The sequence below is a fragment of the Streptomyces chiangmaiensis genome (genome assembly GCF_036281785.1).
Classification (GTDB): Bacteria; Actinomycetota; Actinomycetes; order Streptomycetales; family Streptomycetaceae; genus Streptomyces; species Streptomyces chiangmaiensis.
Genome location: NZ_JAYWVC010000038.1, coordinates 1 through 23,237, shown reverse-complemented (window position 1 = coordinate 23,237; position 23,237 = coordinate 1). Strand labels below are relative to the sequence as shown.

23 protein-coding genes and 2 pseudogenes are annotated in these 23,237 nt (G+C 69.6%); 8 read left to right on the top strand and 17 right to left on the bottom strand.

The window, feature by feature from the left end; genetic code table 11:
- Nucleotides 1-221: 221 nt before the first annotated feature.
- The 6 genes from mmsB to VXC91_RS14625 all read right to left on the bottom strand — a co-directional run bounded on the left by mmsB (nt 222) and on the right by VXC91_RS14625 (nt 7,460).
- Nucleotides 222-1,466 carry a multiple monosaccharide ABC transporter permease gene (mmsB, locus tag VXC91_RS14650; RefSeq protein WP_329507650.1) on the bottom strand — a complete coding sequence of 415 codons (1,245 nt, stop codon included), beginning with the start codon at nt 1,464-1,466 and terminating at the stop codon, nt 222-224.
- Complete coding sequence (mmsA, locus tag VXC91_RS14645; protein ID WP_329507648.1) at nt 1,463-3,013, bottom strand: multiple monosaccharide ABC transporter ATP-binding protein; 1,551 nt, start codon at nt 3,011-3,013, stop codon at nt 1,463-1,465. The genes mmsB and mmsA overlap by 4 nt, the downstream gene beginning before the upstream one ends.
- Nucleotides 3,014-3,057: 44 nt before the next feature.
- Complete coding sequence (gene chvE / locus VXC91_RS14640; RefSeq protein WP_329507646.1) at nt 3,058-4,164, bottom strand: multiple monosaccharide ABC transporter substrate-binding protein; 1,107 nt, start codon at nt 4,162-4,164, stop codon at nt 3,058-3,060.
- A 5-nt stretch (nt 4,165-4,169) separates the two neighbouring features.
- Entirely contained in the window at nt 4,170-5,177 is a 1,008-nt protein-coding gene (locus VXC91_RS14635; RefSeq protein WP_329507644.1) for a hypothetical protein, read from the bottom strand.
- A gap of 124 nt (nt 5,178-5,301) precedes the next feature.
- A complete protein-coding gene (locus VXC91_RS14630; protein WP_329507642.1) occupies nt 5,302-6,306 on the bottom strand; it encodes a zinc-dependent alcohol dehydrogenase in 1,005 nt (334 codons plus the stop codon).
- A complete protein-coding gene (locus VXC91_RS14625) occupies nt 6,303-7,460 on the bottom strand; it encodes a mandelate racemase/muconate lactonizing enzyme family protein (protein WP_329507640.1) in 1,158 nt (385 codons plus the stop codon). Before VXC91_RS14625 ends, VXC91_RS14630 begins: the two co-directional genes overlap by 4 nt.
- Nucleotides 7,461-7,728: 268 nt before the next feature.
- On the opposite strand from VXC91_RS14625, the gene VXC91_RS14620 reads away from it, so the two are divergent.
- The gene (locus VXC91_RS14620) at nt 7,729-8,502 is read left to right on the top strand and encodes an SCO2400 family protein (RefSeq protein WP_329507638.1); all 774 of its coding nucleotides are present in this window, start codon (nt 7,729-7,731) and stop codon (nt 8,500-8,502) included.
- A gap of 116 nt (nt 8,503-8,618) precedes the next feature.
- Here the strand turns inward: VXC91_RS14620 and VXC91_RS14615 are convergent, their stop codons facing one another.
- Nucleotides 8,619-9,053, bottom strand: a complete 435-nt coding sequence (locus VXC91_RS14615) for a MarR family winged helix-turn-helix transcriptional regulator (protein WP_329507636.1) — start codon at nt 9,051-9,053, stop codon at nt 8,619-8,621.
- Between the two features lie 98 nt (nt 9,054-9,151).
- Here VXC91_RS14615 and VXC91_RS14610 point away from each other — a divergent pair, with 98 nt between their 5' ends.
- Together VXC91_RS14610 and VXC91_RS14605 are read left to right on the top strand one after the other, a co-directional pair.
- A complete protein-coding gene (locus VXC91_RS14610; RefSeq protein ID WP_329507634.1) occupies nt 9,152-10,174 on the top strand; it encodes an NADP-dependent oxidoreductase in 1,023 nt (340 codons plus the stop codon).
- 328 nt (nt 10,175-10,502) lie between these two features.
- Nucleotides 10,503-11,294 (top strand): EI24 domain-containing protein, encoded by a 792-nt coding sequence (locus tag VXC91_RS14605; RefSeq protein ID WP_329507632.1) that lies wholly within the window; start codon nt 10,503-10,505, stop codon nt 11,292-11,294.
- Here VXC91_RS14605 and VXC91_RS14600 read toward each other — a convergent pair.
- Nucleotides 11,281-11,471 (bottom strand): annotated as a pseudogene (locus VXC91_RS14600) (pyroglutamyl peptidase); the annotation flags it as partial. The gene VXC91_RS14605 and the pseudogene VXC91_RS14600 overlap by 14 nt on opposite strands.
- Nucleotides 11,472-11,480: 9 nt before the next feature.
- Between VXC91_RS14600 and VXC91_RS14595 the strand changes: the two are divergent.
- Nucleotides 11,481-11,717: pseudogene (locus VXC91_RS14595) on the top strand (fibronectin type III-like domain-contianing protein); the annotation flags it as partial.
- A 79-nt stretch (nt 11,718-11,796) separates the two neighbouring features.
- Here VXC91_RS14595 and VXC91_RS14590 read toward each other — a convergent pair.
- Complete coding sequence (locus tag VXC91_RS14590; RefSeq protein WP_329507628.1) at nt 11,797-12,807, bottom strand: aldose epimerase family protein; 1,011 nt, start codon at nt 12,805-12,807, stop codon at nt 11,797-11,799.
- Between the two features lie 10 nt (nt 12,808-12,817).
- Entirely contained in the window at nt 12,818-13,720 is a 903-nt protein-coding gene (locus VXC91_RS14585; protein ID WP_329507626.1) for an SGNH/GDSL hydrolase family protein, read from the bottom strand.
- Nucleotides 13,721-13,960: 240 nt separating this feature from the next.
- On the opposite strand from VXC91_RS14585, the gene VXC91_RS14580 reads away from it, so the two are divergent.
- On the top strand, nt 13,961-14,455 hold the full coding sequence (locus tag VXC91_RS14580) for a DUF3145 domain-containing protein (RefSeq protein ID WP_329507624.1): 495 nt from the start codon (nt 13,961-13,963) through the stop codon (nt 14,453-14,455).
- Nucleotides 14,456-14,534: 79 nt separating this feature from the next.
- On the opposite strand, the gene fabF is transcribed toward VXC91_RS14580, so the two are convergent.
- The 5 genes from fabF to VXC91_RS14555 all read right to left on the bottom strand — a co-directional run bounded on the left by fabF (nt 14,535) and on the right by VXC91_RS14555 (nt 19,538).
- Nucleotides 14,535-15,806 (bottom strand): beta-ketoacyl-ACP synthase II, encoded by a 1,272-nt coding sequence (fabF, locus tag VXC91_RS14575; RefSeq protein WP_329507622.1) that lies wholly within the window; start codon nt 15,804-15,806, stop codon nt 14,535-14,537.
- A 122-nt stretch (nt 15,807-15,928) separates the two neighbouring features.
- Nucleotides 15,929-16,177 (bottom strand): acyl carrier protein, encoded by a 249-nt coding sequence (locus VXC91_RS14570; protein WP_043440034.1) that lies wholly within the window; start codon nt 16,175-16,177, stop codon nt 15,929-15,931.
- A 103-nt stretch (nt 16,178-16,280) separates the two neighbouring features.
- Complete coding sequence (locus tag VXC91_RS14565; RefSeq protein ID WP_329507615.1) at nt 16,281-17,312, bottom strand: ketoacyl-ACP synthase III; 1,032 nt, start codon at nt 17,310-17,312, stop codon at nt 16,281-16,283.
- A 16-nt stretch (nt 17,313-17,328) separates the two neighbouring features.
- Nucleotides 17,329-18,243 carry an ACP S-malonyltransferase gene (locus VXC91_RS14560; RefSeq protein WP_329507613.1) on the bottom strand — a complete coding sequence of 305 codons (915 nt, stop codon included), beginning with the start codon at nt 18,241-18,243 and terminating at the stop codon, nt 17,329-17,331.
- A gap of 89 nt (nt 18,244-18,332) precedes the next feature.
- A complete protein-coding gene (locus tag VXC91_RS14555) occupies nt 18,333-19,538 on the bottom strand; it encodes a PucR family transcriptional regulator (protein WP_329507611.1) in 1,206 nt (401 codons plus the stop codon).
- A gap of 81 nt (nt 19,539-19,619) precedes the next feature.
- On the opposite strand from VXC91_RS14555, the gene VXC91_RS14550 reads away from it, so the two are divergent.
- Nucleotides 19,620-20,276, top strand: coding sequence for a pirin family protein (locus VXC91_RS14550; protein WP_408057386.1), 657 nt, complete (start codon nt 19,620-19,622; stop codon nt 20,274-20,276).
- A 9-nt stretch (nt 20,277-20,285) separates the two neighbouring features.
- Here the strand turns inward: VXC91_RS14550 and VXC91_RS14545 are convergent, their stop codons facing one another.
- Both VXC91_RS14545 and VXC91_RS14540 read right to left on the bottom strand, forming a co-directional pair.
- Complete coding sequence (locus tag VXC91_RS14545; RefSeq protein ID WP_329507609.1) at nt 20,286-21,107, bottom strand: serine hydrolase domain-containing protein; 822 nt, start codon at nt 21,105-21,107, stop codon at nt 20,286-20,288.
- Between the two features lie 10 nt (nt 21,108-21,117).
- Nucleotides 21,118-21,597, bottom strand: a complete 480-nt coding sequence (locus VXC91_RS14540) for a GNAT family N-acetyltransferase (RefSeq protein ID WP_329507607.1) — start codon at nt 21,595-21,597, stop codon at nt 21,118-21,120.
- Nucleotides 21,598-21,691: 94 nt separating this feature from the next.
- On the opposite strand from VXC91_RS14540, the gene VXC91_RS14535 reads away from it, so the two are divergent.
- Both VXC91_RS14535 and VXC91_RS14530 read left to right on the top strand, forming a co-directional pair.
- Nucleotides 21,692-22,168: a MerR family transcriptional regulator gene (locus tag VXC91_RS14535; protein ID WP_329507605.1), complete on the top strand. Its 477-nt coding sequence runs from the start codon at nt 21,692-21,694 to the stop codon at nt 22,166-22,168.
- Nucleotides 22,165-23,181: an aldo/keto reductase gene (locus VXC91_RS14530; protein ID WP_329507603.1), complete on the top strand. Its 1,017-nt coding sequence runs from the start codon at nt 22,165-22,167 to the stop codon at nt 23,179-23,181. Before VXC91_RS14535 ends, VXC91_RS14530 begins: the two co-directional genes overlap by 4 nt.
- The last annotated feature ends 56 nt before the right edge of the window (nt 23,182-23,237 follow it).

Sequence of the window (23,237 nt, the reverse complement as noted above, 5' to 3'; positions counted from 1 at the left end):
GGAACCTCCGTATGAGGCGGGCCCGGTGGGGACGGCGGGCCCGTCGTCCGCTGGCCCGCGCGGGGGAGCACGGGCCACCCGGTCATACGGACACGGAAGGGGTGGTGTTCAACTCGTGTGCGACCGGTGCGAGTTCCGGGGCGGACCCCCTCCGGTGACGGGTCACCCGCCGAACGTGTGGATGGTCGTCGTCCGGTACGTCCGGCCGGGCCCGAGCTGACCTACGAACCGGACTTGCGCTTGTTCCACACGTCGAAGCCGACTGCCACCAGAAGGGCCAGGCCCTTGATGACCTGCTGCCAGTCGGTGCCGACGCTGAGGAGGTTCATGCCGTTGTTCAGCACACCGAGAACGAGTCCACCGATGATCGCGCCGAGGACGGTGCCCACACCGCCGCTCATCGACGCGCCGCCGATGAACGACGAGGCGATGGCCTCGAGTTCGAAGTTCACACCCGCCTTCGGCGAGGCCGCGTTCAGGCGGGCGGCCACCACCAGACCCGCCAGGGCCGCGAGCACGCCCATGTTCAGGAAGACCTGGAAGGTGACCCTCTTGTCCTTGACGCCGGACAGCTTCGCCGCCGGCAGGTTGCCGCCGATCGCGTAGATGTGGCGGCCGAAGACGGCGTTGCGCATCACGTAGCCGTAGCCGACCACCAGGACACCGAGGATGATGAGCACGATCGGGGCGCCCTTGTAGCTGGCGAGCAGCAGCGTCAGCACGAGTATCGCGGCGACCAGGGCGACGAGCTTGAGGGCGAACAGCCTCCCCGGCAGCACATCGAGGGCGAACTCCCGCTGGCGGCGCCGGTCCCGCGTCTCCTGCCACACCACGGCGGCGATCAGGACGAGGCCGAGGAGCAGCGTGAGGTTGTGGTAATTGGTGTTCGGGCCGACCTCGGGCAGGAAGCCGTTGCCGATCTTCTGCAGCCCGTTCGGGAACGGGCCGAGGGTCTGCCCCTTGAGCAGGATCTCCGTCAGACCTCGGAAGAGCAGCATCCCGGCGAGGGTGACGATGAACGACGGTATGCCGAGATACGCGATCAGGAACCCTTGCACCGAGCCGGCCACCGCGCCCACCAGCAGGCACAGCACCAGGGCGAGAGGCCACGCCATGCCGTGCTGCACCGTGAGCACGGCCGCGAACGCGCCCACGAACGCCGTGAGGGAGCCGACCGACAGATCGATGTGCCCGGCGATGATCACCAGCATCATGCCGATCGCGAGGATCAGGATGTAGCTGTTCTGCAGCACCAGATTGGAGACGTTGCGCGGCAGCAGCAGGTCCCCGCCGGTCCAGATCTCGAAGAGGACGACGATCAGGCCGAGCGCGATCAGCATGCCGTACTGCCGCATGTTGCGGCGCAGGCCGTTCAGCACCCGCTGGAGCAGGCCCCCGCCCGTGGCCGATCCACTCCTGCCCGGCGGCGCGGGGGCCGGGGTCCTGGCGGTCACATCCGTGCTCATCGCGTTACCTCTTTGTCCTTCGTCATATGGCGCATCAGCACTTCCTGCGTGGCCTCGGCCCGTGGTACCTCACCGGTCAGCCGTCCTGCGGCCATCGTGTAGATGCGGTCGCACATGCCGAGCAGCTCCGGCAGTTCGGAGGAGATGAAGACGACCGCCTTGCCCTGGGCGGCCAGCCGGTCGATGACCGTGTAGATCTCGTACTTGGCGCCCACGTCGATACCGCGCGTGGGCTCGTCCAGGATCAGCACGTCCGGGCCCGCGAAGATCCACTTGCTGAGCACGACCTTCTGCTGGTTGCCGCCGGACAGCTTGCCCACCGGCTCGAAGACGGTCGGTGCCTTGATGTTCATGGACGTCCGGTAGCCCTCGGCGACCTGCCGCTCCTCGTGCTCGTCGACCACACCCCGCCTGGACACCTTCTTCAGGGCGGACAGGGAGATGTTGCGGTTGATGGTGTCGATGAGGTTGAGCCCGTAGTGCTTGCGGTCCTCGGTCACGTAGGCGATGCCGTGTCCGACCGCCTCGGCGACGGTCTTCGTCCGGATCTCCGTTCCGTCCTTGAGGACCGTGCCGCCCGCGTACCGGCCGTAGGTGCGGCCGAAGACGTTCATCGCGAGCTCGGTGCGCCCGGCGCCCATCAGCCCCGCGATGCCCACGATCTCCCCGCGCCGCACCTGGATCGACACGTCGTCGACGACCTTGCGCTGCTGGTCGATCGGGTGGAACACGGTCCAGTTGCGGATCTCGAGGGCTGGGGCCGCCCCCTCCTGCGCCTCGTGCGGGGTGCGCTCGGGGAAGCGGTGGTCGAGGTCGCGGCCGACCATGCCGGCGATGATCCGCTCCTCGGTGGTCCCCGCCGCCTTCACGTCGAGTGTCTCGATGGTGCGACCGTCGCGCAGGATCGTGACCGAGTCGGCGACCCTGCGGATCTCGTTCAGCTTGTGGGAGATGATGATCGAGGTGATGCCCTGGTTCTTCAACTCCAGGATTAGATCGAGGAGTTTGCCGCTGTCCTCGTCGTTCAGGGCGGCCGTCGGCTCGTCGAGGATGAGCAGCTTCACGGATTTCGACAGGGCCTTGGCGATCTCCACGAGCTGCTGTTTGCCGACGCCGATGTCGGCGACGCGGGTCTCCGGGTGCTCGTCGAGGCCGACGCGGCGCAGCAGTTCGGTGGCGTGCTTGAGGGTGTTGTTCCAGTTGATGAAGCCGCGCGTGGCGTGCTCGTTGCCGAGGAAGATGTTCTCGGCGATGGAGAGGAACGGCACCAGTGCCAGTTCCTGGTGGATGATGACGATGCCGTGTTGTTCGCTCGCCCGGATGTCCTTGAAGTGGCAGACCTCCGATTCGAAGAGGATCTCGCCCTCGTAGGTGCCGTCCGGATGGACGCCGGAGAGCACCTTCATCAACGTGGACTTCCCGGCGCCGTTCTCGCCGCAGATGGCGTGGACCTCGCCCTGACGGACGGTCAGCGTGACATCCGACAGCGCCTTGACGCCGGGAAAGGTCTTGACGATCGAGCGCATTTCCAGGACGGGTCCCGCCATGGTCGTGCCTTCCAATCAGTGTGAGGTCGGAGACGGCCGTGGGGTCACTTCAGCTCGGCGTCGGTGTAGTAGCCGCCCTTGACGAGGATCTCCTCGTAGTTGGTCTTGTCGACGCTCACCGGTTGCAGCAGGTAGGAGGGGACGACCTTCATGCCGTTGTCGTAGGTCTTGGTGTCGTTGACCTCGGGCTTCTTGCCGCTCAGCACATCGTCGACCATCGCGGAGGCGACCTCGGCGAGTTTGCGGGTGTCCTTGTAGACGGTCTGCGTCTGCTGACCGGCGATGATCGACTTCACCGAGGCGAGCTCGGCGTCCTGGCCGGTGATGACCGGGAGCGCCTTGCTCTTGCTGCCGTAACCGTCCGACTTCAGCGAGGACAGCACGCCGATGGAGATGCCGTCGTACGGCGACAGGACGGCGTCGACCTTCTGGCTCTTGTACGAGGACGTGAGGATGTCGTCCATGCGCTTCTGCGCGGTGGCGCCGTCCCAGCGCAGGGTGGTGACCTTGTTGAGCGCGGTCTGCCCGGACCGGACGACCAGCTTCTTGCTGTCCATGTACGGCTTCAGGACGCTCATCGCTCCGTTGAAGAAGTACTTGGTGTTGTTGTCGTCGTTCGAGCCCGCGAACAGCTCGATGTTGAAGGGGCCCTTGCCGTCCTTCAGACCGAGCTTGTCCACGATGTAGTTGGCCTGGAGCTCGCCGACCTTCGTGTTGTCGAAGGAGGCGTAGTAGCCGACGTTCTTGGTACCGAGGATCAGACGGTCGTAGGCGACGACCGGGATGCCGGCGTCCGCGGCCTCCTGGAGCACGTTGTTCAGCGACTTGTTGTCGATGGCCGCGATGATCAGGCCCTTGACGCCCTGGGTGATCAGATTCTCGATCTGCGAGACCTGGGTGTCCGGGTCGTCCTCGCCGTAGACGAGCTTGGTCTTGTAGCCCTTGGCCTTGAGGTTCTTGACGACGTTGTCGCCGTCGGAGATCCAGCGTTCGGAGGACTTGGTCGGCATCGCGATGCCGATGGTGCCGCCCTTGGCGTTCCCCTTGTCCTCCTTGCTTCCGCCCTCGCTGTTCTGGCCGCAGGCGGACAGGGTCAGGGCGAGTGAGGCGGCCGAGGCCATTGCGGCGAGAGCTGCTCTGCGAGTGCGCATGGTGATCAGTCCTTGTTCTTCTCGTCGTTGAGAGGGGCGGCCGGCGGTCGGGCGCCGGTGGGGAAGCGGTGCAGCGGGCCGGGCAGCCGGGAGCCGAGCGGCGCCATGTCGCCGTCCGCGCCGTGCCGGGCGAGCAGGTCGAGGGCGAGCCGGCCGCGCCGCACCCGCTCCCGGGCGGTGTCCAGGGTCAGGTCCCGCAGATGGGTGCCGTACGGGTAGATCCCGGGCGCCTTGGACAGACCGAACTTTAGATACAGCGGTGCGCCGCGCCGGATGAGCTCGGCGACCTCGTACATCCGCACATAGCCCCCGAGGTCGTCGGGTGCCTCGATGTACATGTCCATGGGGGCGGCGGAGACCCGCCGGATCTCGGTGAGGTGATGGAGCGTCAGATCACTCGGCACGTTGACGGAGTCGGCGCCGAGGTGCTCGAAGACGGAGTACGACGCCGGGTTGACCGGCCCGATGAGCGCGGACACCTTGAGGGTGGTGTCGACCGGGATGATTCCCGCCTCACGCGCCCGGTGCAGCGTCCACAAAACGCCCTCGTCGGCGACGAGCAGGCATGTGACGCCGAGTTCGGTGGCCCGTACGGCGTCCTCGACACAGCCGGCGACGGCGTCGTGGCCGCGGGCGCGCAGTCCGGCCCCGCGCGAGTCCGAGCGTACGGAGGCGCCGATGTCCCAGGTGCCGCGCGGCCCCGTGAACAGGCACAGTTCGATGTCGCGTTCACCGGTGGCCTCGACCATCTCGGTGATCTCGGAGTCCGTCAGCATCCAGATGCCGCTGCCCTGGCTGATGCGGTGGATGGGGACGTCGAGCCGGGAGGACTCCTTGAGTACCACCGCCAGCGCCTCGGGGCCCTCGCACGAGGGGATCTCGGTGCGCCAGCGGCCGCCTCCGGGGAAGGTGTGAGGAGAGGCGTCGGCGGGGGAGGGAGCGGGCGCGCCCAGGCCGAGCGCGGTGAGCGCCTGCTCACCGGGCCTGCGGGCTGCTGTAGCGGGGTGGGTCACAAGGCGTCCTTCATGTTCGGTATTTCGCACAAGGTTCGCGACTCTGGCTGTGCAGAGACTGTGGTGGTACGCCGGTACGGAGCTCGTCAGCTGGCTCCGTACCGGCGCACACGTCCGGGGGATGTCACGGTCGCAGCAGGACCTTGCCGACCTTCGGATCGCCGGATCCCACCAGTTCGATGGCCTGCCAGAACTCGGCGAGGGGCAACTCGTGTGTGATCAGCGGCAACGGATCGAGCAGTCCGGCGCCGAAGACCCGTACCGTGTGCGCCCAGGCGCGCGGCGGCGCCCCGAACACGGTGTGCACCTCCAGCTGCCGCACGACGAGATCGGTGGGGTCGAGGCCCTCGGCGCCCGGCGCCGGGATACCCGTGAGGACGAGGCGTCCACCGCGTCTGAGCAGGGAGGCCGCCGCGCGCGCGGCGGACGCGGACCCGGCGGTCTCGACGACGACGTCGAAGTCGGCAGGAAGTTCCTGGTCCTTGGTGCGGAAGCCGGTGGCGCCGAATCGTCGGGACAGCGCCTCGCGGTCGTTTCCGGTGCCGACCACCAGCAGCTCGGCAGGGGAGGCGGCCTTGAGGAACTGCACGGCGAACATGCCGAGCGTGCCGGTCCCGACGACCGCGACCCGCTCGCCGGGCCGGACGTTCGCCTTCAGCGCCGCGGCGGCGACGCAGGCGGCGGGCTCCAGGAGGGCCGCCGCCGTCAGGTCCGCGTCGTCCGGCAGGACGTGCAGCAGCCGGGCCGGCAGCGTGAGCGTGGCGGCCATCGCTCCCGGCCGGGTGAAGCCGGTCTCCTCGTAGCCCGCGGTGCACAGTGTGGTGTCACCGGCGTGGCAGCGATCGCAGACCTGGCAGTTGCGGAAGCCCTCGCCGACCACGTCGCAGCCGACCAGGGCCTCGGGCGCCCCGGCGCCGACCGACTGGACGGTGCCGGACCACTCGTGGCCCGGGGTGAGGGGGTAACGGACGTATCCCTCGGGCCGGTTGCCCTGGTACACCTCGCGGTCGCTGCCGCAGATGCCGACGGCGTGCACCCGTACCAGCGCCTCGCCGGGGCCGGGCGCGACGGGCTCGTGGGGGACCAGGCTGTGCACGCCCGGTGCCTCGACGACGACGGCGGCGCTCACTTCGTCCCCTTCGGCTTGCGCTGCTCCCAGCCTTCGGCCCACAGGTCGAACCGAACCTGCTGCTGCGGGAATTCGGCCGCCGCGTCGGTGTCCAGCTCGACACCGAGGCCGGGGGCGTCGGACAGGTGGAAGTAGCCGTCGACGACTTCGGGCGCGCCCTTGACCACCTTCTTGATCTCCGCGTCCGCGAAGTCGTTGAAGTGCTCGAGGATCTTGAAGTTCGGGGTGGTGAAGCCGACCTGGAGGCAGGCCGCGGTGAGGACGGATCCGCCCACGTTGTGCGGGGCCACCAGCATGTAGTGGGCCTCGGCGGTCGCGGCCAGCTTCCGGGTCTCCCAGATGCCGCCGATGTGGCCGACGTCCGGCTGGATGACGTCGACGGCCTGGCTCTCGAACAGCTCGCGGAACTCGATGCGGTCGTGGATCCGCTCTCCGGTGGCGACCGGCAGGTCCACCTTCTGGGCCACCTTCTCCAGCGCCTTGAGGTTCTCCGGCGGGACCGGCTCCTCCAGCCAGGCCGGCTTGAACGGCGCGAGATCGTGGGCCAGCCGGACGGCGGTGGAGGGGGAGAAGCGGCCGTGCATCTCCAGCATCAGCTCCGCGTCGGGCCCGATGGCATCCCGCACCGCCTCGATGAGGGAGACGGAGTACAGGGTCTGATCGTGGTCGAGCTCGAGGTGTCCGGTGCCGAACGGGTCGATCTTCAGGGCCTTGTAGCCGCGGGCGACGACCTCCTGAGCGGCCTTGTGGTATGCGTCCGGGGTCCGCTCGGTGGTGTACCACCCGTTGGCGTAGGCCTTGACCCGGTCGGTGACCTTGCCGCCGAGGAGCTGCCAGACGGGGACGCCCAGGGCCTTGCCCTTGATGTCCCAGCAGGCCATCTCGACGACCGCGATGCCGGACATGACGATCTCGCCCGCGCGTCCGTAGTCGCCGTACTTCATTCGGCGTACGAGGTCTTCCACGGCGAACGGATCGGAACCGGCAATGTGGTTGGCCTCCGCCTCCCGCAGATAGCCGATCAGCGCGTCGGTGCGGCCCAGCATCCGGGTCTCGCCGACTCCGCTGATGCCCTCGTCGGTGTGCACCTGGACGTAGGTCAGGTTGCGCCATGGCGTCCCGACCACGTGTGTGCTGATTCCGGTGATGCGCACGGCAGTTGCCCCTTGCTGCGTCGGCGGTGCCTTGTCGGCCCAGGCGGCATGTTCGAAATTTCGTCACGCGTTCGAAATGCTGGCGTGACAGTAAAGAGGGGGCGGTGGGAGTGTCAATGGGGCGTACGCATAACGGTTTCGGCAAGGATTTCGACAACTGCGTTGCATGCCGTGTTCAACTCGCCACACCGTAATGAGCGATTCCGCACACAACTTTCACAGCTGCCCCTAGGAACGTTACCTGCGAGGAACTTAGTCTTCCCGCGTCATGGACTACTGCCACCCGTGCCGAAGGCACCTCAACGGCGCCCTCGCCTGCCCGGGGTGCGGCACGCCGGTCGAAGAACTGCGCGCATACGCCCACACGGACAAGGGCGGCGCGCGCGCCGGCGACGACGGCTTGGACGACGACGAGGGCTACGACGGTACGGACGGCTCCGACGGGGCCGAACCGCCGGACGAGGACGAGCCGTTGGAGTCCGGGCGCGCGCACGTTCGGCGGCGGGCGAAGAGGCGAGGGCCGACCGGCGATCCCGAGGGCGGCCCCGGAGGGCGGTCTGGTCGTCGCGATCGCAAGGCCGCGGCCCATCGGCGGCGCCGGAGGCGAGTGCTGTTCGTGGGCGCCGGGCTGTTGCTGGCGGCGGGCGCCCTGAGCCTGGCCGAACTCGGCATCGAGTCCCCCGGAACCACCCCCAGGACTGCGGCCGCCGGGGACGAGACGGTGGACGGCGAAGCCTCCGCGAAGGAGAGCGCCACCCCGTCCGGCGGAGATGCCTCCGATCCGGCCTCGGCGTCGGCATCGGCCTCCGCGTCCCCGTCGGCGTCGGAGTCCGCCAGGGACAAGAAGGACGACGAGAAGAAGGAGACCGACAAGGCCACGCCTTCGGCGACGAGGCTCCCGAGCCGCTCGGTCCCGGTCCCTACGACCACGCGGTCGTCCGCGCCGAGCACGGCTCCGTCGAGCCGTCCGCCGTCGACGAATCCGACTCCGCGTCCGTCGCCGACGAAATCGTGCAACCGTTTCCTGTGGTGGTGCACGTAAGGCTTGTGCAAGGCGCGCAGCCGGAGGCCACTCGGCCGGTCCGGTGTCCGAGGGTGAGGGGGTCGAGGCCGAAGGGGCACCGCCGGTCGAGCCCTCCCGGTGCCCGGTGCCGGGGGCTACGCCTCCAGCATCCGGCGTAGCAGGTGCCGCAGGGACAGTCGTTCGTTGTCGGACAGCCCCGCCAGGGGCTCCCGGGCGAAGTTCAGCGAGTCACGCAGGCCGTGCGCCACCCGGCAGCCCTCCTCCGTCGCCGCCGCCAGCTTCACGCGGCGGTCGGCCGGGTCCGGGCGGCGCTCCACCAGGCCCCGTGTCTCCAGCCGGTCCACGATCCCGGTGACGTTGGACGGCTCGCACTTCAGCTTCTGCGCCAGCCGCCGCATCGGCAGCGGCTCCATCGACAGCAGGCTCAACAGGCGTGCCTGTGCGCCGGTCAGTGCGTGCTCGGCGGCCGCCTCCTCGTACTCCTCGTGGTAGCGGGCCACGACCGCGCCGATCAGCTCCACGACTTCCAGGGTCAGCGGGTCTATGCGGGGTGTCTTCTGCGTGGCCATGGCGTTCAGGCTACCTCTTTACTTGACAGTCTGAAATATTCAGGCATGGTTGTTTCAGGTACTGAAGTATGTGAGTCGCAGCCGTGAGGAAAGGCGCCATGACCGACATCCCCACCCTTCCCGCCGTCAGCCGTGAATGGCACCTGCTCAGCCGCCCGGTCGGCTGGCCCAAGCCCGAGGACTTCGCGCTCGTCGAGGCGGAGGTCCCGCAGCCGGGCGAGGGGCAGGTGCTGGTGCGGAACGTGTACGTCTCCGTCGATCCGTACATGCGCGGCCGCATGAGCGCCGCCAAGTCGTACGCCGCGCCGTACGAGCTCAACAAGCCGATGCAGGGCGGCGCGGTCGGTGAGGTCGTCGTCTCCAACGCAGAGGGGATCGAGGCCGGCGACCATGTCCTGCACTTCTTCGGCTGGCGTGAGTACGCGGTCGTGGACGCCGCGCAGGCCGTCAAGGTCGACGCCGACGCGGCGCCGCTGTCGACGTACCTGGGTGTGCTGGGTATGACGGGGCTCACCGCCTACGCCGGTCTGCTGCGGACCGCCGCCTTCAAGGAGGGCGACTCCGTCTTCGTGTCGGGCGCGGCCGGTGCCGTCGGCAGCCAGGTGGGTCAGATCGCCAAGCTGAAGGGCGCCTCGCGGGTCATCGGCTCGGCCGGATCCGACGAAAAGGTCAAGCTCCTGCTCGAGGAGTACGGCTTCGACGCGGCCTTCAACTACAAGAACGGACCTGTGAGCCGGCAGCTGCGCGAGGCCGCCCCGGACGGTGTCGACGTCTACTTCGACAACGTCGGCGGCGAGCACCTGGAAGCCGCCATCGGTTCTCTCAACCGGGGCGGCCGCGTCGCCGTCTGCGGCATGATCTCCGTCTACAACGACACCGAACCCTCCCCCGGCCCGAGGAACCTCGCCCGCCTGATCCAGACCCGTGGCCGTATCGAGGGCTTCCTGGTCAGCGACCACTACGACCTGCAGCCCCAGTTCGTCCAGGAGGTCGGCCCCTGGGTCCGCTCGGGCGAGCTGAAGTACCGCGAGACCGTGGTCGAGGGCATCGAGAACAACCTGGAGGCGTTCTTCGGCGTTCTGCGCGGAGACAACATCGGGAAGATGATCGTCAAGCTCTGAGGCCCATTCCGGGCACGGCATCCCGACGGCCGAGCCGATCCCGCGGCACGCGGCCCGCTCGAACAGGCCCACCAGTTCTGCCCTACTCGAGGGCCACCGAGGCGGCGGCAGCGTGACGCTCGTCCGGTCGAGGTCGTTGACCAGTACGGAGGCCGCACCCTTGGACGTGGGGTGCGGCCTCCGTGTCGGGCGGGCCGGGGCCGCCGTGGGAGACGCCCGCACCGGCCGCACGGCGTCGGCCACGACGAAGGAAGGCGCCCTGCCCGCTGTTTCGCGGGTCACGGTGGCCGTGACACCGCGATGCGGCCGCCTCGGTAAAGTTTCTTCCATGCGTGATCTCGGGGTGGGATTCGGTCGTCTTCTGTCAGGCCAGCGTTGGGTGTCCCGGCACGGCAGGCAGTACGGTCTCGGCCTTCTGCCGGGACTGATCACCCTCGTTCTGTATGCGGCGGCGCTGGTCGCCCTGGCCCTGTGGGGCGAGGAAGCCGTCACCTGGGCCACACCGTTCGCCGACGGGTGGCCGAGCCCCTGGCTCGGCCTCTTCCGCGGCTTCCTCACCGCCGTCCTCTTCGCCCTCGCCCTCCTGCTGGCCGTCCTCACCTTTTCCGCCGTCACCCTCGTCGTCGGCCAGCCGTTCTACGAGAGCCTCTCCGAGACGGTGGACCGCGACGTATCGCCGGACGGCACGGCCCCGCAGTCCGGCCTGCCGCTCCACCGTGAACTGTGGATCTCGATCCGCGACAGCCTCCGCATCCTCGTCCGCGCCATGCTCTGGGGCGTCCTCCTCTTCGCCCTCGGCTTTCTCCCGCTCGTCGGCCAGACCGTCGTCCCCGTGGCCGGCTTCTTCGTCACCGGCTTCTTCCTCACCGAGGAACTCACCGCCATCGCCCTCCAGCGCCGTGGTGTGGAACTCCGCGAACGCCTCACGCTGTTGCGCTCCCGCAAGCTGCTCGTCTGGGGCTTCGGCACGCCCCTCGGCCTCGCCTTCCTCGTCCCGTTCGTCGCGGTCTTCCTGATGCCGGGCGCGGTCGCGGGCGCCACACTGCTGGCCCGCGACCTGCTGGGCGAGGGGACGGCCGAGGAGCGGGAACCGGAGGAGGAGACGGTCACCCGCGCCTGACGCAGTGTCCGGAGACGGTGTTCGCCGCCACCGTCACGATTCCCCGGGCCTGGGCGATGATGTCGAGCCGGTTCCGTACGCACTCGGGGTCGGCGACCGTCCCGGTCGCCGGGTCCGTGTTCCCGTCCCGAACTGCAGGACCGGTGTGTGGACATGCCCGCCCGGCAGCCTGTCGTGCACCGCGCGCAGGTCTGCCTGGGCCCGGCCGAGCCGGATGCCGGACGTCCGGCATCCGGCTCGCCGGTTTCGCGGGCGTCGAGACGACACCGGGAGAGAGCCGACGCTGTCGTGGAACTGCCGTGGCGGGCCTTCGAGATCTGGGACCATGACTCGAACACGTGGTCGTTTGTGAAGGGTTCGTACGAGGTTGCCGCAGGCCGCTCGATCGCGGACCGCCGTGTCACGGTGACGATTAACGTCTGACCCGGGAGAAGTCCCTCCACGAGCAGCCCCGGTCCGGGACCTGACCCCTGGGCCGGGGCTCGTGGCGTCGACCGCCGCACTAGCCGCGTGCGCCGAAGCCGTACACGGTCTCCGAGCGGTAGTGCTCACCCGGACGCAGCACGGTGCTCGGGAACCGGGGGCGGTTCGGGGAGTCCGGGAAGTGCTGCGTCTCCAGCGCGATCCCGTCGCCGGGGGAGAACGGGGCGCCGAGGTGGTCCCCGGTGTAGAGCTGGAGTCCGGGTTCGGTCGTCGCGATGGTGAGCACCCTCCCGGACGCCGGATCGTGCAGCTCGGCCACCTGCTCGGGGGTGTCGGTCACGCCCTTGTCGAGCACGAAGTTGTGGTCGTACCCCGAGCCGGCCTTCCGCGCCGTCCGGAAGTCGAAGCGCGTGCCGGCCACGTCCTGAAGTTCACCCGTCGGGATCAGGTCACCGTCCACCGGGGTGATCCGTGAGGCGGCGATCCGCAGTTCGTGCCCGCCCGCATGCCCCGAACCGGCCAGATTCCAGTAGGAGTGGCTGGTCAGGTTGACGACGGTCGGCGCATCCGTGACCGCTTCGTACGCGATCCGGAGCGCACCGCCCGGTCCGAGGGTGTAGGTCGCCGAGACCTTGAGACGGCCCGGAAAGCCCTCCTCGCCGTGCGCGCCGACCCGGGACAGCCGCACGCCGTGCTCGACCGGCTCCACGTCCCATACGCGCTTGTCGAAGCCCCGCACACCGCCGTGCAGCGAGTTCGGCCCGTCGTTCGGCTCGAGCGGGTAGGTCCGGCCGTCGAGCGCGAAACGGGCCCGTGCGATGCGGTTGGCGTACCGCCCGATCAGCGCGCCCAGATACGGCCCCGGGTGGGTGAGGTAGCCCTCCAGGCCCGCGAAGCCGAGCACCAGGTCCGCCGGACGTCCTTTCCCACTGTCGGCTTCGCTCGTGCGGGGGAATCCCCATGGGTCAGTGAGCCGGACCGACTGCAGGATCCCGCCGTACGACAGGACGCGGACCCGCACCCCGTCCCGCTCCAGCGTCCAGCGGTGGACCGGTGCGCCGTCGGGAAGCGTGCCGAAAAGTTCGCTCATGTGGAAAACCCTAGGTCACCGGGTCTTTCGCCGTGACGGTGCGGTAGGCGATCTCCGCCAGTCGTGCCTGACCGTTCCTGCTCGGATGGAACCAGTCCCACTGGCTCAACTGGTCGGTGCCGAAGCGGTAGTCGAAGACGGCGTTGCCGTCGAAGCGGCACCGCCGGTCCTTCTCGCACACCTCCTTCAGGACCCGGTTGTACGCCTCCACCCGGGCCTGCACCGTGGCGCGCCGCTTCGTGGCCGCGGCGTCCAGAGCGTCCGCGTTGTTCAGCATCGACGGGCAGACGCCCAGCTTCCACACCTCTTTGCCGATCGGGCTGGTGCGGCCCTGTGACCACAGCCGCTTCAGGTTCGGCACGCTGGCGACGTACACCTGCGTCCGGGGCAGTTCCCCGCGCAGCGTGTCCATCGCCTCCTGGAACCGGGCGCGGAAATCGGCGGCCGAGGTCATCGCGGAGAGGGTGGAGCGGCAGGCGTCGTTGGCGCCGGCCATCACCGTCACCAGCTCCGGCTTCCGCTGCGCCGCCTGTTCCATCTGTGCCGCGAGATCCGACATCCGGGCCCCGGTCACCGCGAAGTTCCAGCTGTGGAGCGCGACCCCGGTCACCCCGAGGAGCCGCACCGCGAGGCTGTCGACCTGGGAGTCGCTGCCCGTCGCCCACGACACCTCCGGGCAGTCGGACAGCACGGTGCAGGCGTCGAAACCGCGGGTGATGGAGTCACCCACGGCGGCGATCGAGCCGGGGAAGCGGTTCCAGAGCGGCGAGGGCCTCGGGGACCGCATCGGCTGTGTGGTGGTGGCCTGCGGAGCGGTCTCCTCGCCACCGGTGGCGTCGCACCCCGCGAGCCCCAGGACGGCGGCCGCCGCGAACGCCACGACGGCGCGCGAACGGTGGCTTCGCTTCCGCATCCCTGGTCCCCTCGTTCGTGGTCCACGACCGCTCGGTCGGTGGACGTCCTCGTTCGGCAGCGCTTCGAACACGTTGGGTCAGTCCCGCGTCCCCTTGGGTGAAACCTGGGTGTTTGAGGCCGTCCGGACCGACGGTACGTCACACTCCTTGCGCCGCCGCACGGTAGCCTCGCCCCGTGGCCGCCCCGCCACGCCCGTTCCGTAAAGTTACAAGATGTCGCGGTCTGCCCGGAGGTTCAGGTGACGACACGTGGAGTCCTGTACGTGCACTCCGCGCCACGCGCACTGTGCCCGCACGTCGAGTGGGCAGTCGCAGGCGTGCTGGGTACGCGCGTCAGTCTCGACTGGATCCGGCAGCCCGCGGCACCCGGGACCTGGAGATCCGAGTTCTCCTGGCAGGGCGAGGCCGGCACGGCGTCCAAGCTCGCCTCCGCGCTGCGTGGCTGGCAGCTGCTTCGCTTCGAGGTGACCGCGGAACCGTGCCCGACCGCCGAGGGCGAGCGCTACAGCTGCACCCCCGACCTCGGCATCTTCCATGCGGTCACCGGCATCCACGGCGACATCCTCATCCCCGAGGACCGGCTGCGCGCCGCCCTGGTGCGCTCCCAGCGCGGCGAGACGGAACTCGAGGCCGAGCTCGCCAGACTGCTGGGCAAGCCGTGGGACGACGAGCTGGAACCGTTCCGGTACGCGGGAGAGGGCGCACCGGTGAGGTGGCTGCACCAGGTCGTCTGAAGGCAGCCGCCCGACAGCAGATGAAGGGCCCCCACCGAGCGGGTGGGGGCCCTTCACCGTGTCAGGCGGACGGTCCGCGTCAGACCGTGCGGAACGCCAGGACGACGTTGTGGCCGCCGAAGCCGAACGAGTCGTTCAGCGCGGCGATACGGCCTTCGACCGGCAGCTTGCGGGCCTCGCCGCGGACGATGTCGGCGCTGGCCTCGGCCTCGGGGTCGAGGTTGCGGACGTTGATCGTCGGCGGGGCCACCCGGTGGTACAGGGCGAGGACGGTCGCCACCGACTCCACGCCGCCCGCGCCACCGAGGAGGTGACCGGTCATCGACTTGGTCGCGGAGACCGCGATGTGGTCGGCGTCGTCGCCGAAGACCTTGCGCAGCGCCTTCAACTCGGCCACGTCGCCGGCCGGTGTGGAGGTGGCGTGCGCGTTCACGTGCACGACCTCGGCCGGGTCCAGGTCGGTGTTGTCGAGCAGGTTCTGCAGGGCGTGCGAGATTCCGCGGCCCTCGGGCTCCGGCTGGACGATGTCGTGACCGTCGGCGGAGATGCCCTGGCCGACCGCCTCCGCGTAGACGCGGGCACCGCGCTTGGCGGCGTGCTCGGCCGACTCCAGCACCAGCACGCCCGCGCCCTCGCCCAGGACGAAGCCGTCGCGGTCGACGTCGTAGGGACGCGAGGCGCCCTGCGGGTCGTCATTGTTCTTGGACATCGCCATCATGTTGCCGAACGCGGCGATCGGCAGCGGGTGGATCGCCGCCTCCGTACCGCCGGCGACGACGACGTCGGCACGGCCGGTGCGGATCATCTCGATGGCGTAGCCGATGGCCTCGGCGCCCGACGCACAGGCGGAGACCGGGGTGTGGACACCGGCCCGGGCGCCCACGGCGAGACCCACGTTGGCGGACGGTCCGTTCGGCATCAGCATCGGCACGGTGTGCGGGGAGACCCGGCGGACGCCCTTCTCCTTCAGCACGTCGTACTGCTCGAGGAGGGTCGTCACACCACCGATGCCGGAGGCGATGACCGCGCCGAGACGGTCGGGATCGACCGCGGAGTCCTCGCCGGCCTTGTCGGTGAAACCGGCGTTCGCCCAGGCCTCCTTGGCGGCGATCAGCGCGAACTGCGCCGAGCGGTCCAGGCGGCGGGCCTGGGGACGCGGGATGACCTCGGACGGCTCCACGGCGATCTGTGCTGCGATGCGGACCGCCTGCTCGGCGGCCCACTCCTGCTCGAGGAGACGGACGCCGGACTTGCCGGCGACCAGGCCCTCCCAAGTAGAGGCCGCGTCGCCACCCAGCGGTGTGGTTGCGCCGATACCGGTGACGACCACGGTGCGATTGGTCGAGCTCACGGGAATTCTTTCTCCAACGGATACGAGGATTCGGCGGCGCCACCGCCGGGTGGCGGGGCAATGGCCCGGTGGCCGGGCCGCAGCCCGTCATCGGGCTGTCGTCTGCCCGGGTGATCGATCGATCAGGCCTGGTGCTTGAGGATGTACTCGGCGGCGTCACCGACGGTCTTGAGGTTCTTGACGTCGTCGTCGGGGATCTTCACGTCGAAGCGCTCCTCGGCGGCGACGACGACCTCGACCATGGACAGCGAGTCGACGTCCAGGTCGTCGGTGAAGGACTTGTCCAGCTGGACGTCCTCGGTGGGGATCCCGGCGATCTCGTTCACGATCTCGGCGAGACCGGCGACGATCTCTTCCTGGGTGGCGGCCATGTCAGGCGCTCCTTCGTATGTATCCAGAGGGTGTGGCGCCCGCCGCGTCAGCGGCAGGGGTGTGCAGTTCCCGCAACGGATCGCATGATCCGGCACGGAGTGCCTAGGGGAGGGTAACGACCGTCGCTGCGTACACGAGACCCGCCCCGAATCCGATGACGAGCGCGGTGTCGCCGCTCTTCGCCTCGCCGGTCGCCAGGAGCCGCTCCATCGCGAGCGGGATCGAGGCGGCCGAGGTGTTGCCGGTGGTGCGGATGTCACGGGCGACCGTGACGTGCTCCGGCAGCTTGAGAGTCTTCACCATCGAGTCGATGATCCGCACGTTGGCCTGGTGCGGGATGAAGACGTCCAGGTCGTCCGGGGTGATCCCGGCCGCGTCCAGCGCCTGCTGGGCGACCTTCGACATCTCGAACACGGCCCAGCGGAACACCGCCTGGCCCTCCTGGGTGATCGCGGGGAACTTGACGTTGCCCTCGCTGTCGACCGGGAGCTTGGAGACATCGCCGAGCCTGAACTCGTTCCACGGCACGGTCTGCTTGATCGTCTCGGACTTGTCGCCCTCCGAGCCCCAGACGGTCGGGCCGATGTGCGGCTCCTCGGCCGGGCCGACGACGACCGCGCCGGCACCGTCGCCGAACAGGAAGGCGGTCGCCCGGTCCTCGAGGTCCGTCAGGTCGGAGAGACGCTCCACACCGATGACGAGGACATACTCGGCGGACCCCTCGACGATCATGCCCTTGGCGAGCGTGAGGCCGTAGCCGAAGCCCGCGCAACCGGCCGAGATGTCGAAGGCTGCGGCCTTGTCCGTACCGAGTTTGTCGGCGATCTCGGTCGCGACGGCCGGGGTCTGGGTGAAGTGCGAGACGGTGGAGACGATGACCGCGCCGATCTGCTCGGCGGCGATCCCGGCGTCGGCGATCGCCTTGCCGGACGCCTCGATGGACATCGCGGCGACGGTCTCATCGTCGTTCGCCCAGTGCCGGGTCTCGATGCCGGAGCGGGAGCGGATCCACTCGTCGGAGGAGTCGATCTTCTCCAGGATCACCTCGTTGGGCACCACCCGGACGGGGCGGTAGCCGCCGACCCCGAGGATGCGCGCGTACGGAGCGCCCTTCCGTGCCTTGATCTTCGACATGTTCTCGGGCTCCTAATCAGGCGCTGTGCTCGGAAACGAGGTTGCGCGCCGCATCGAGGTCGTCGGGGGTCTTGAGGGCCAGGGTCGTGACACCGGGCAGCGCGCGCTTGGCGATGCCGGTCAGGGTGCCACCGGGGCACACCTCGAGCAGCGCGGTCACGCCCAGCTTCTCGAACGTCTCCATGCACAGGTCCCAGCGGACCGGGTTGGCGACCTGACCGACCAGGCGCTGGAGCACCTCGGAGCCGGTCTCGACGACCTGTCCGTCCTTGTTCGAGACGTACGCGACCTTCGGCATGGCGGGCGTCAGCGCCTCTGCGGCCTGGGCGAGGGTGTCGACGGCGGGCGCCATGTGGTGGGTGTGGAAGGCACCTGCCACCTTCAGCGGTACGACGCGCCGCACTCCCTCGGGCTTGTCGGCCTCCAGGGCGGCGAGCTGCTCCAGGGTGCCGGCGGCGACGATCTGCCCGGCACCGTTCACGTTCGCCGGCGTCAGGCCCAGACCCTCCAGGTGCGGGATCGTCGTCGTCGGGTCGCCGCCGAGCAGTGCCGACATGCCCGTGGCCGTGATGGCGGCGGCCTCGGCCATCGCCAGGCCCCGTCGGCGGACGAGCATCAGGGCTGCCGTCTCCTCGAGGACGCCCGCGAAGGCGGCGGCGGTGATCTCTCCGACGCTGTGGCCCGCGACGGCGCCGGGGACCATGTCACCGAGTGCCGCGGCGGACAGCAGACCGGCGGCCACCAGCAGCGGCTGGGCCACGGCGGTGTCCCGGATGGCGTCGGCGTCGGCCTGCGTGCCGTAGTGGGCGAGGTCGAGCCCGATGGCGTCCGACCACGCGGCGATGCGGTCGGCGGCACCGGGGAGTTCGAGCCAAGGAGTCAGGAAGCCAGGCGTCTGGGCGCCCTGGCCGGGAGCGACGAGTACGAGCACTCTCACACTCTCTCTTGGGGACGGCCGGGGCCGCCCGTGGGGACAGGGACGAAGAACAGCAGGGGGTTTTGTGGGCCCCCGACAAAAGACTAGGTCCGTGGATCCCCCTCGGTGAGCCGTCCCAGGATCAGTGCGATCCGCAACGTGAACGCGGAGCGTACATCAGAGGGCGACCAACCGGTGACGTCAGTCACACGTCGGAGCCGGTAGCGCACGGTGTTCGGGTGAACGAAAAGCATCCGCGCCGCACCTTCGAGACTTGACGCCTGCTCCAGATAGACGCTGAGGGTTTCCAGGAGTGCGGAGCCCGCCTCCTCCAGCGGTCTGTAGATCTCCTCCACCAGTTCCTCGCGGGCGCTCGGGTCACCCGCGATCGCGCGCTCCGGAAGCAGGTCGTCCGCCAGTACCGGGCGCGGTGCGTCCTGCCAGGCAGAACACGCCTTGAGGCCTGCGGCGGCGGCCTGCGCGGAGCGGGTGGCGGCGAGCAGATCGGGAACGATGGGACCGGCGACCACGGGTCCTGCGGCGAACGGCCCGATCAGCGACCTGGCGACGGCGAGCGGGTTGTCGCTGCCCCCGGCGATCACCACGAGGCGGTCCCCGAGCACCCCCGTGAGGACTTGAAGCTTGGCGTGCCGGGCGGCCCGCCGGATGGCCTCGACCGTCAACTCGCTGTCACCGTCGGGCGCCGTTCCCAGCACCACACACACATGTTCTGGCGAGTTCCAGCCGAGGGCCGCGGCCCGGCTGACGGCGCCCTCGTCGGCCTCCCCGCTGAGCACGGCGTTCACGACCAGCGACTCGAGCCGGGCGTCCCAGGCGCCGCGTGCCTCGGCGGCCTGCGCGTAGACCTGGGCGGTGGCGAAGGCGATCTCGCGGGCGTAGACAAGGAGCGCCTCGCGCAGCACGGACTCGTCGCCCGGAGCGGCCACCTCGTCGATGGCGGACTCCATGACCTCGATGGTGGTCCGCACCATCTCCACGGTCTGCCGGAGGGTGATGGCGCGCGTCAGTTCGCGCGGCGCGGTGCCGAAGACATCGGTGGAGATGGCCTGGGGCGCGTCCGGATGCCGGAACCACTCGGTGAACGCGGCGATGCCCGCCTGGGCCACGAGACCGATCCAGGAACGGTTCTCCGGAGGCATCGCCCGATACCACGGCAGCGTCTCGTCCATGCGCGCGATGGCCTGGGCGGCGAGGCTTCCGGAGGACCTCTCCAGCCGCTTCAGGGTCGCGGCGTGGGGATGGACGGAGTGCACTGCATGGTCTGCGTGGCTGGCTTCGGATTCGGGCACGGGGACAAGACTGCCTTATCGGGCCGGAGGCGTGTGCCGGGGGTCCCGGGGGGTGGGACAAGCGGGGCTACGGTGGTTGCTGTGATGGACGTACGGCGCGCCGGCGAGCGCTACCGGGGAGGGGACCCGGTCGCCGGGATCGAGTCCCTGCACGCCTTCAGCTTCGGCCCCCACTACGATCCGGACAACCTCCGCTTCGGCGCGGTGATCGCCTGCAACGAGGAGCGGCTCGCACCTGGGGCGGGCTTCGACGAGCACCCGCACAGCCACACCGAGATCGTCACATGGGTGGTGGAGGGCAGGCTGACCCACCGCGACTCGACGGGCCGTTCGTCGCTCATCAGGCCGGGAGACGTCCAGCGTCTGAGCGCGGCGGGCGGCGTCCGCCACGTGGAGCGCAACGACGCCGACGTCCCGCTGGTCTTCGTCCAGATGTGGCTGGCGCCCCTGGAGCCGGGCGGCGATCCGGCCTACGAGGTGGTCCACGGCATCGCGGACTCCACACCGTACGCGGTCCCGCAGGCGGGAGCGATGCTCCATGTGCGGCGCCTCGCGGAGGGGGAGCGCACCGCGGTACCGGACGCGGCGTACACCTACGTCCACGTGGTGCGCGGCGAAGTGCGGCTGGACGGCGCGGAGCTGGGGCCGGGCGACGCGGCGCGGATCACGGACGCGAAGGACGTGGAGGCCGTGGGGCTGACCGAGGCGGAGCTGCTGGTCTGGGAGTTGACCGGGTAGCCGGGCGCCTCAGCCCCGCAGTTCCGCCAGCACCGCGTCCGTGAACGGCGTCCACGCCTCGACCGCCCATGGTCCGAAGGCGCGGTCCGTCAACGCCACGCACCCCACCCCCGCGTCCGGGTCGATCCACAGGAACGTGCCCGACTGCCCGAAGTGCCCGAAGGTCCTCGGCGACGACGAACCGCCCGTCCAGTGCGGCGACTTGGAATCCCGGATCTCGAAGCCGAGTCCCCAGTCGTTGGGGTTCTGATGTCCGTACCCGGGCAACACGCCCTTCGTGCCCGGGTATTGCACCGTCATCGCCTCCGCCATCGTCCGCGCGTCCAGCAGACGCGGGGCCTGCACCTCGGCCGCGAACCGCACGAGGTCGGCGACCGTCGAGACGCCGTCCTTGGCCGGGGAGCCTTCGAGGCTCGTCGAGGTCATGCCGAGCGGGTCGAGGACGGCCTGGCGCGCGTACTCGAAGAACCGGATGTCCGTCGCCTTCGCCACATGATCGCCCAGCACCTCGAACCCCGCGTTCGAGTACAGCCGCCGCTCCCCGGGAGCGGACGTCACGCGGTGTTCGTCGAACGCCAGCCCGGAGGTGTGGGCGAGGAGGTGCCGGACCGTGGAGCCGGGCGGCCCCGCGGGCTCGTCCAGCTCGATCGCCCCCTCCTCGTACGCAACGAGCACCGCGTACGCGGCGAGCGGCTTGGTGACCGAGGCCAGCGGGAAGCGGTGGTCGACCGGGCCGTGCGTGCCGAGCACGGTGCCGTCCGCGCGGACGACCGCCGCGGCGGCGGTGGGGACGGGCCAGTTCTCGATCAGCGCCAGACTCTGCAGGGACATGCGTCCGACACTATGCGCTTCCCAGGTGCAGCCGCATCGAGGGGTCCGGCTTGCGGACGAAGCCCAGCGAGTCGTAGAGGGGCTCGGCCTCGGCGGACGCGTTCAGATCGACCTGGCTCACGTCCTGCCCGCGGAACCAGTCCAGCAGCGTCTCCATGCAGGCGCGGGCGTAGCCGCGGCGGCGCGCGTCGGGATCGGTGGCGACACTGAAGACGTGCCCGACCCGCCCGTGCGGATTGCCCAGCCGGCCGATCCGGTACTCGACGGTCCCGGCCACCAGCGCGGCCAGCGCTCCGGGCCGCTGGGGATGGTCGATCACGAACGCGACGAAACCGCCCTCGGGGTCGGCGAGCCGGCGGCGTACGACGGGCAGGGACTCCGAGTGCCACTGTGTGGAGGAATCGGTGGAGAAGACCGAATCGATCATCACCTGGCGCAGTCGCAGCAGTTCTTCGGCGTCCTCGGGTACGGCCCGGCGTACGAGACTCATGCGGCGCACGCTAGTTGCTCCCGCCGGACGGGGCTCGGCATTTTCCCCCTGTCCGCTTGCTTGGAGTGCACTCGAAGGTTTTAGCGTGGGGTTCATGACGGTGATGGAGACCTTGACCGAGGCGGCCGAAAACGGGACCGACATCTGCTCCGTACCGCCCGAGCGGTATCCCCGTCCCGCCGGGCAGGACAGTTACACCATCAGCGAGGTCGTCGCCTTCACCGGGCTGACGGCACACACCCTGCGCTGGTACGAGCGGATCGGCCTCATGCCCCACGTGGACCGCTCGCACACCGGTCAGCGCCGCTACTGCAACGCCGACCTGGACTGGCTCGATCTCGTCGGTAAGCTCCGGCTCACCGGCATGCCCGTGGCCGACATGGTCCGCTACGCGGAGCTGGTGCGTGCCGGAGATCACACATACGGCGAGCGCTACGAACTCCTGGAGGCGACCCGCCGGGACGTCCTCGCCCGGATCGCGGAGCTGCAGGACACGCTCGCGGTGCTCAATCGCAAGATCGATTTCTATGCGGACGCCGGGCGCGCCCTGGCGTCGGAGAGGCCCCGATGACGGACAGCAGGATCGCGAAGGCGCAGCTCGCCGCCGACGGCCCGCAGGTGGGGGTGCAGGGCCTCGGCTGCATGGGCATGAGCTGGGCGTACGGCCCCTCGGACGCCGGGGAGTCGCGCGCCGCCCTGGAGCGGGCTCTGGAACTCGGCGTCACGCTCTACGACACGGCGGACGCCTACGGCGCGGGGGAGAACGAGAAGTTCCTGTCGCCGTTCTTCAAGCGGCACCGGGAGGACGTGGTCATCGCCACGAAGTTCGGGATCTCGAGCTCGCCGGAGGAGCCGTACAAACGGATCATCCGCAACGACCCGCCGTACATCCGCCAGTGCGTCGAGGCGAGCCTCAAGCGCCTGGATGTGGAGGTGATCGACCTCTACTACATGCACCGCCGCGATATGGGCGTGCCGATCGAGGAGACCGTCGGCACCATGGCGGAGCTGGTGCGCGAGGGGAAGGTCGAACACCTCGGACTGAGCGAGGTCACGGCCGGTGAGCTGCGCGCGGCCCACGCCGTCCACCCGATCTCCGCGGTGCAGTCGGAGTGGTCGCTGTTCAGCCGGGACATCGAGGCGCACGTGGTGCCCGCCGCCAAGGCCCTCGGCGTGACCCTGGTGCCGTACTCGCCGCTGGGACGCGGTTTTCTCACCGGCTCCTTCTCCAACGCCGACACCGACCTCACGGACCAGGACTTCCGCCGTACGATGCCCCGCTTCACTGGTGAGAACGCGGCCGCCAACGTGGCGCTGCTGGAGCCGATCCGGGCCGTCGCCGAGGCCCACGGCGCCTCGCCCGCGCAGATCGCCCTGGCCTGGGTTCAGCAGCAGGCGACGGTGCACGGGCTGCCGGTGGTCCCGATCCCGGGCACGACCAAGCGCTCGCGCGTCGAGGAGAACGTGGGCGCGACACGTATCGTCCTGACCGCCGACGAACTGGCCCTCCTGGAACCGATCGCCGCGAAGGTCGCGGGCGACCGCTACCCGGACATGACGTTCGCGTCGGCCGGCCGGGAATAGCGCCGGCCGGGAACCGCGCGAACAAGCACACACAACCCGCAGCCGGGAAAGCGCTG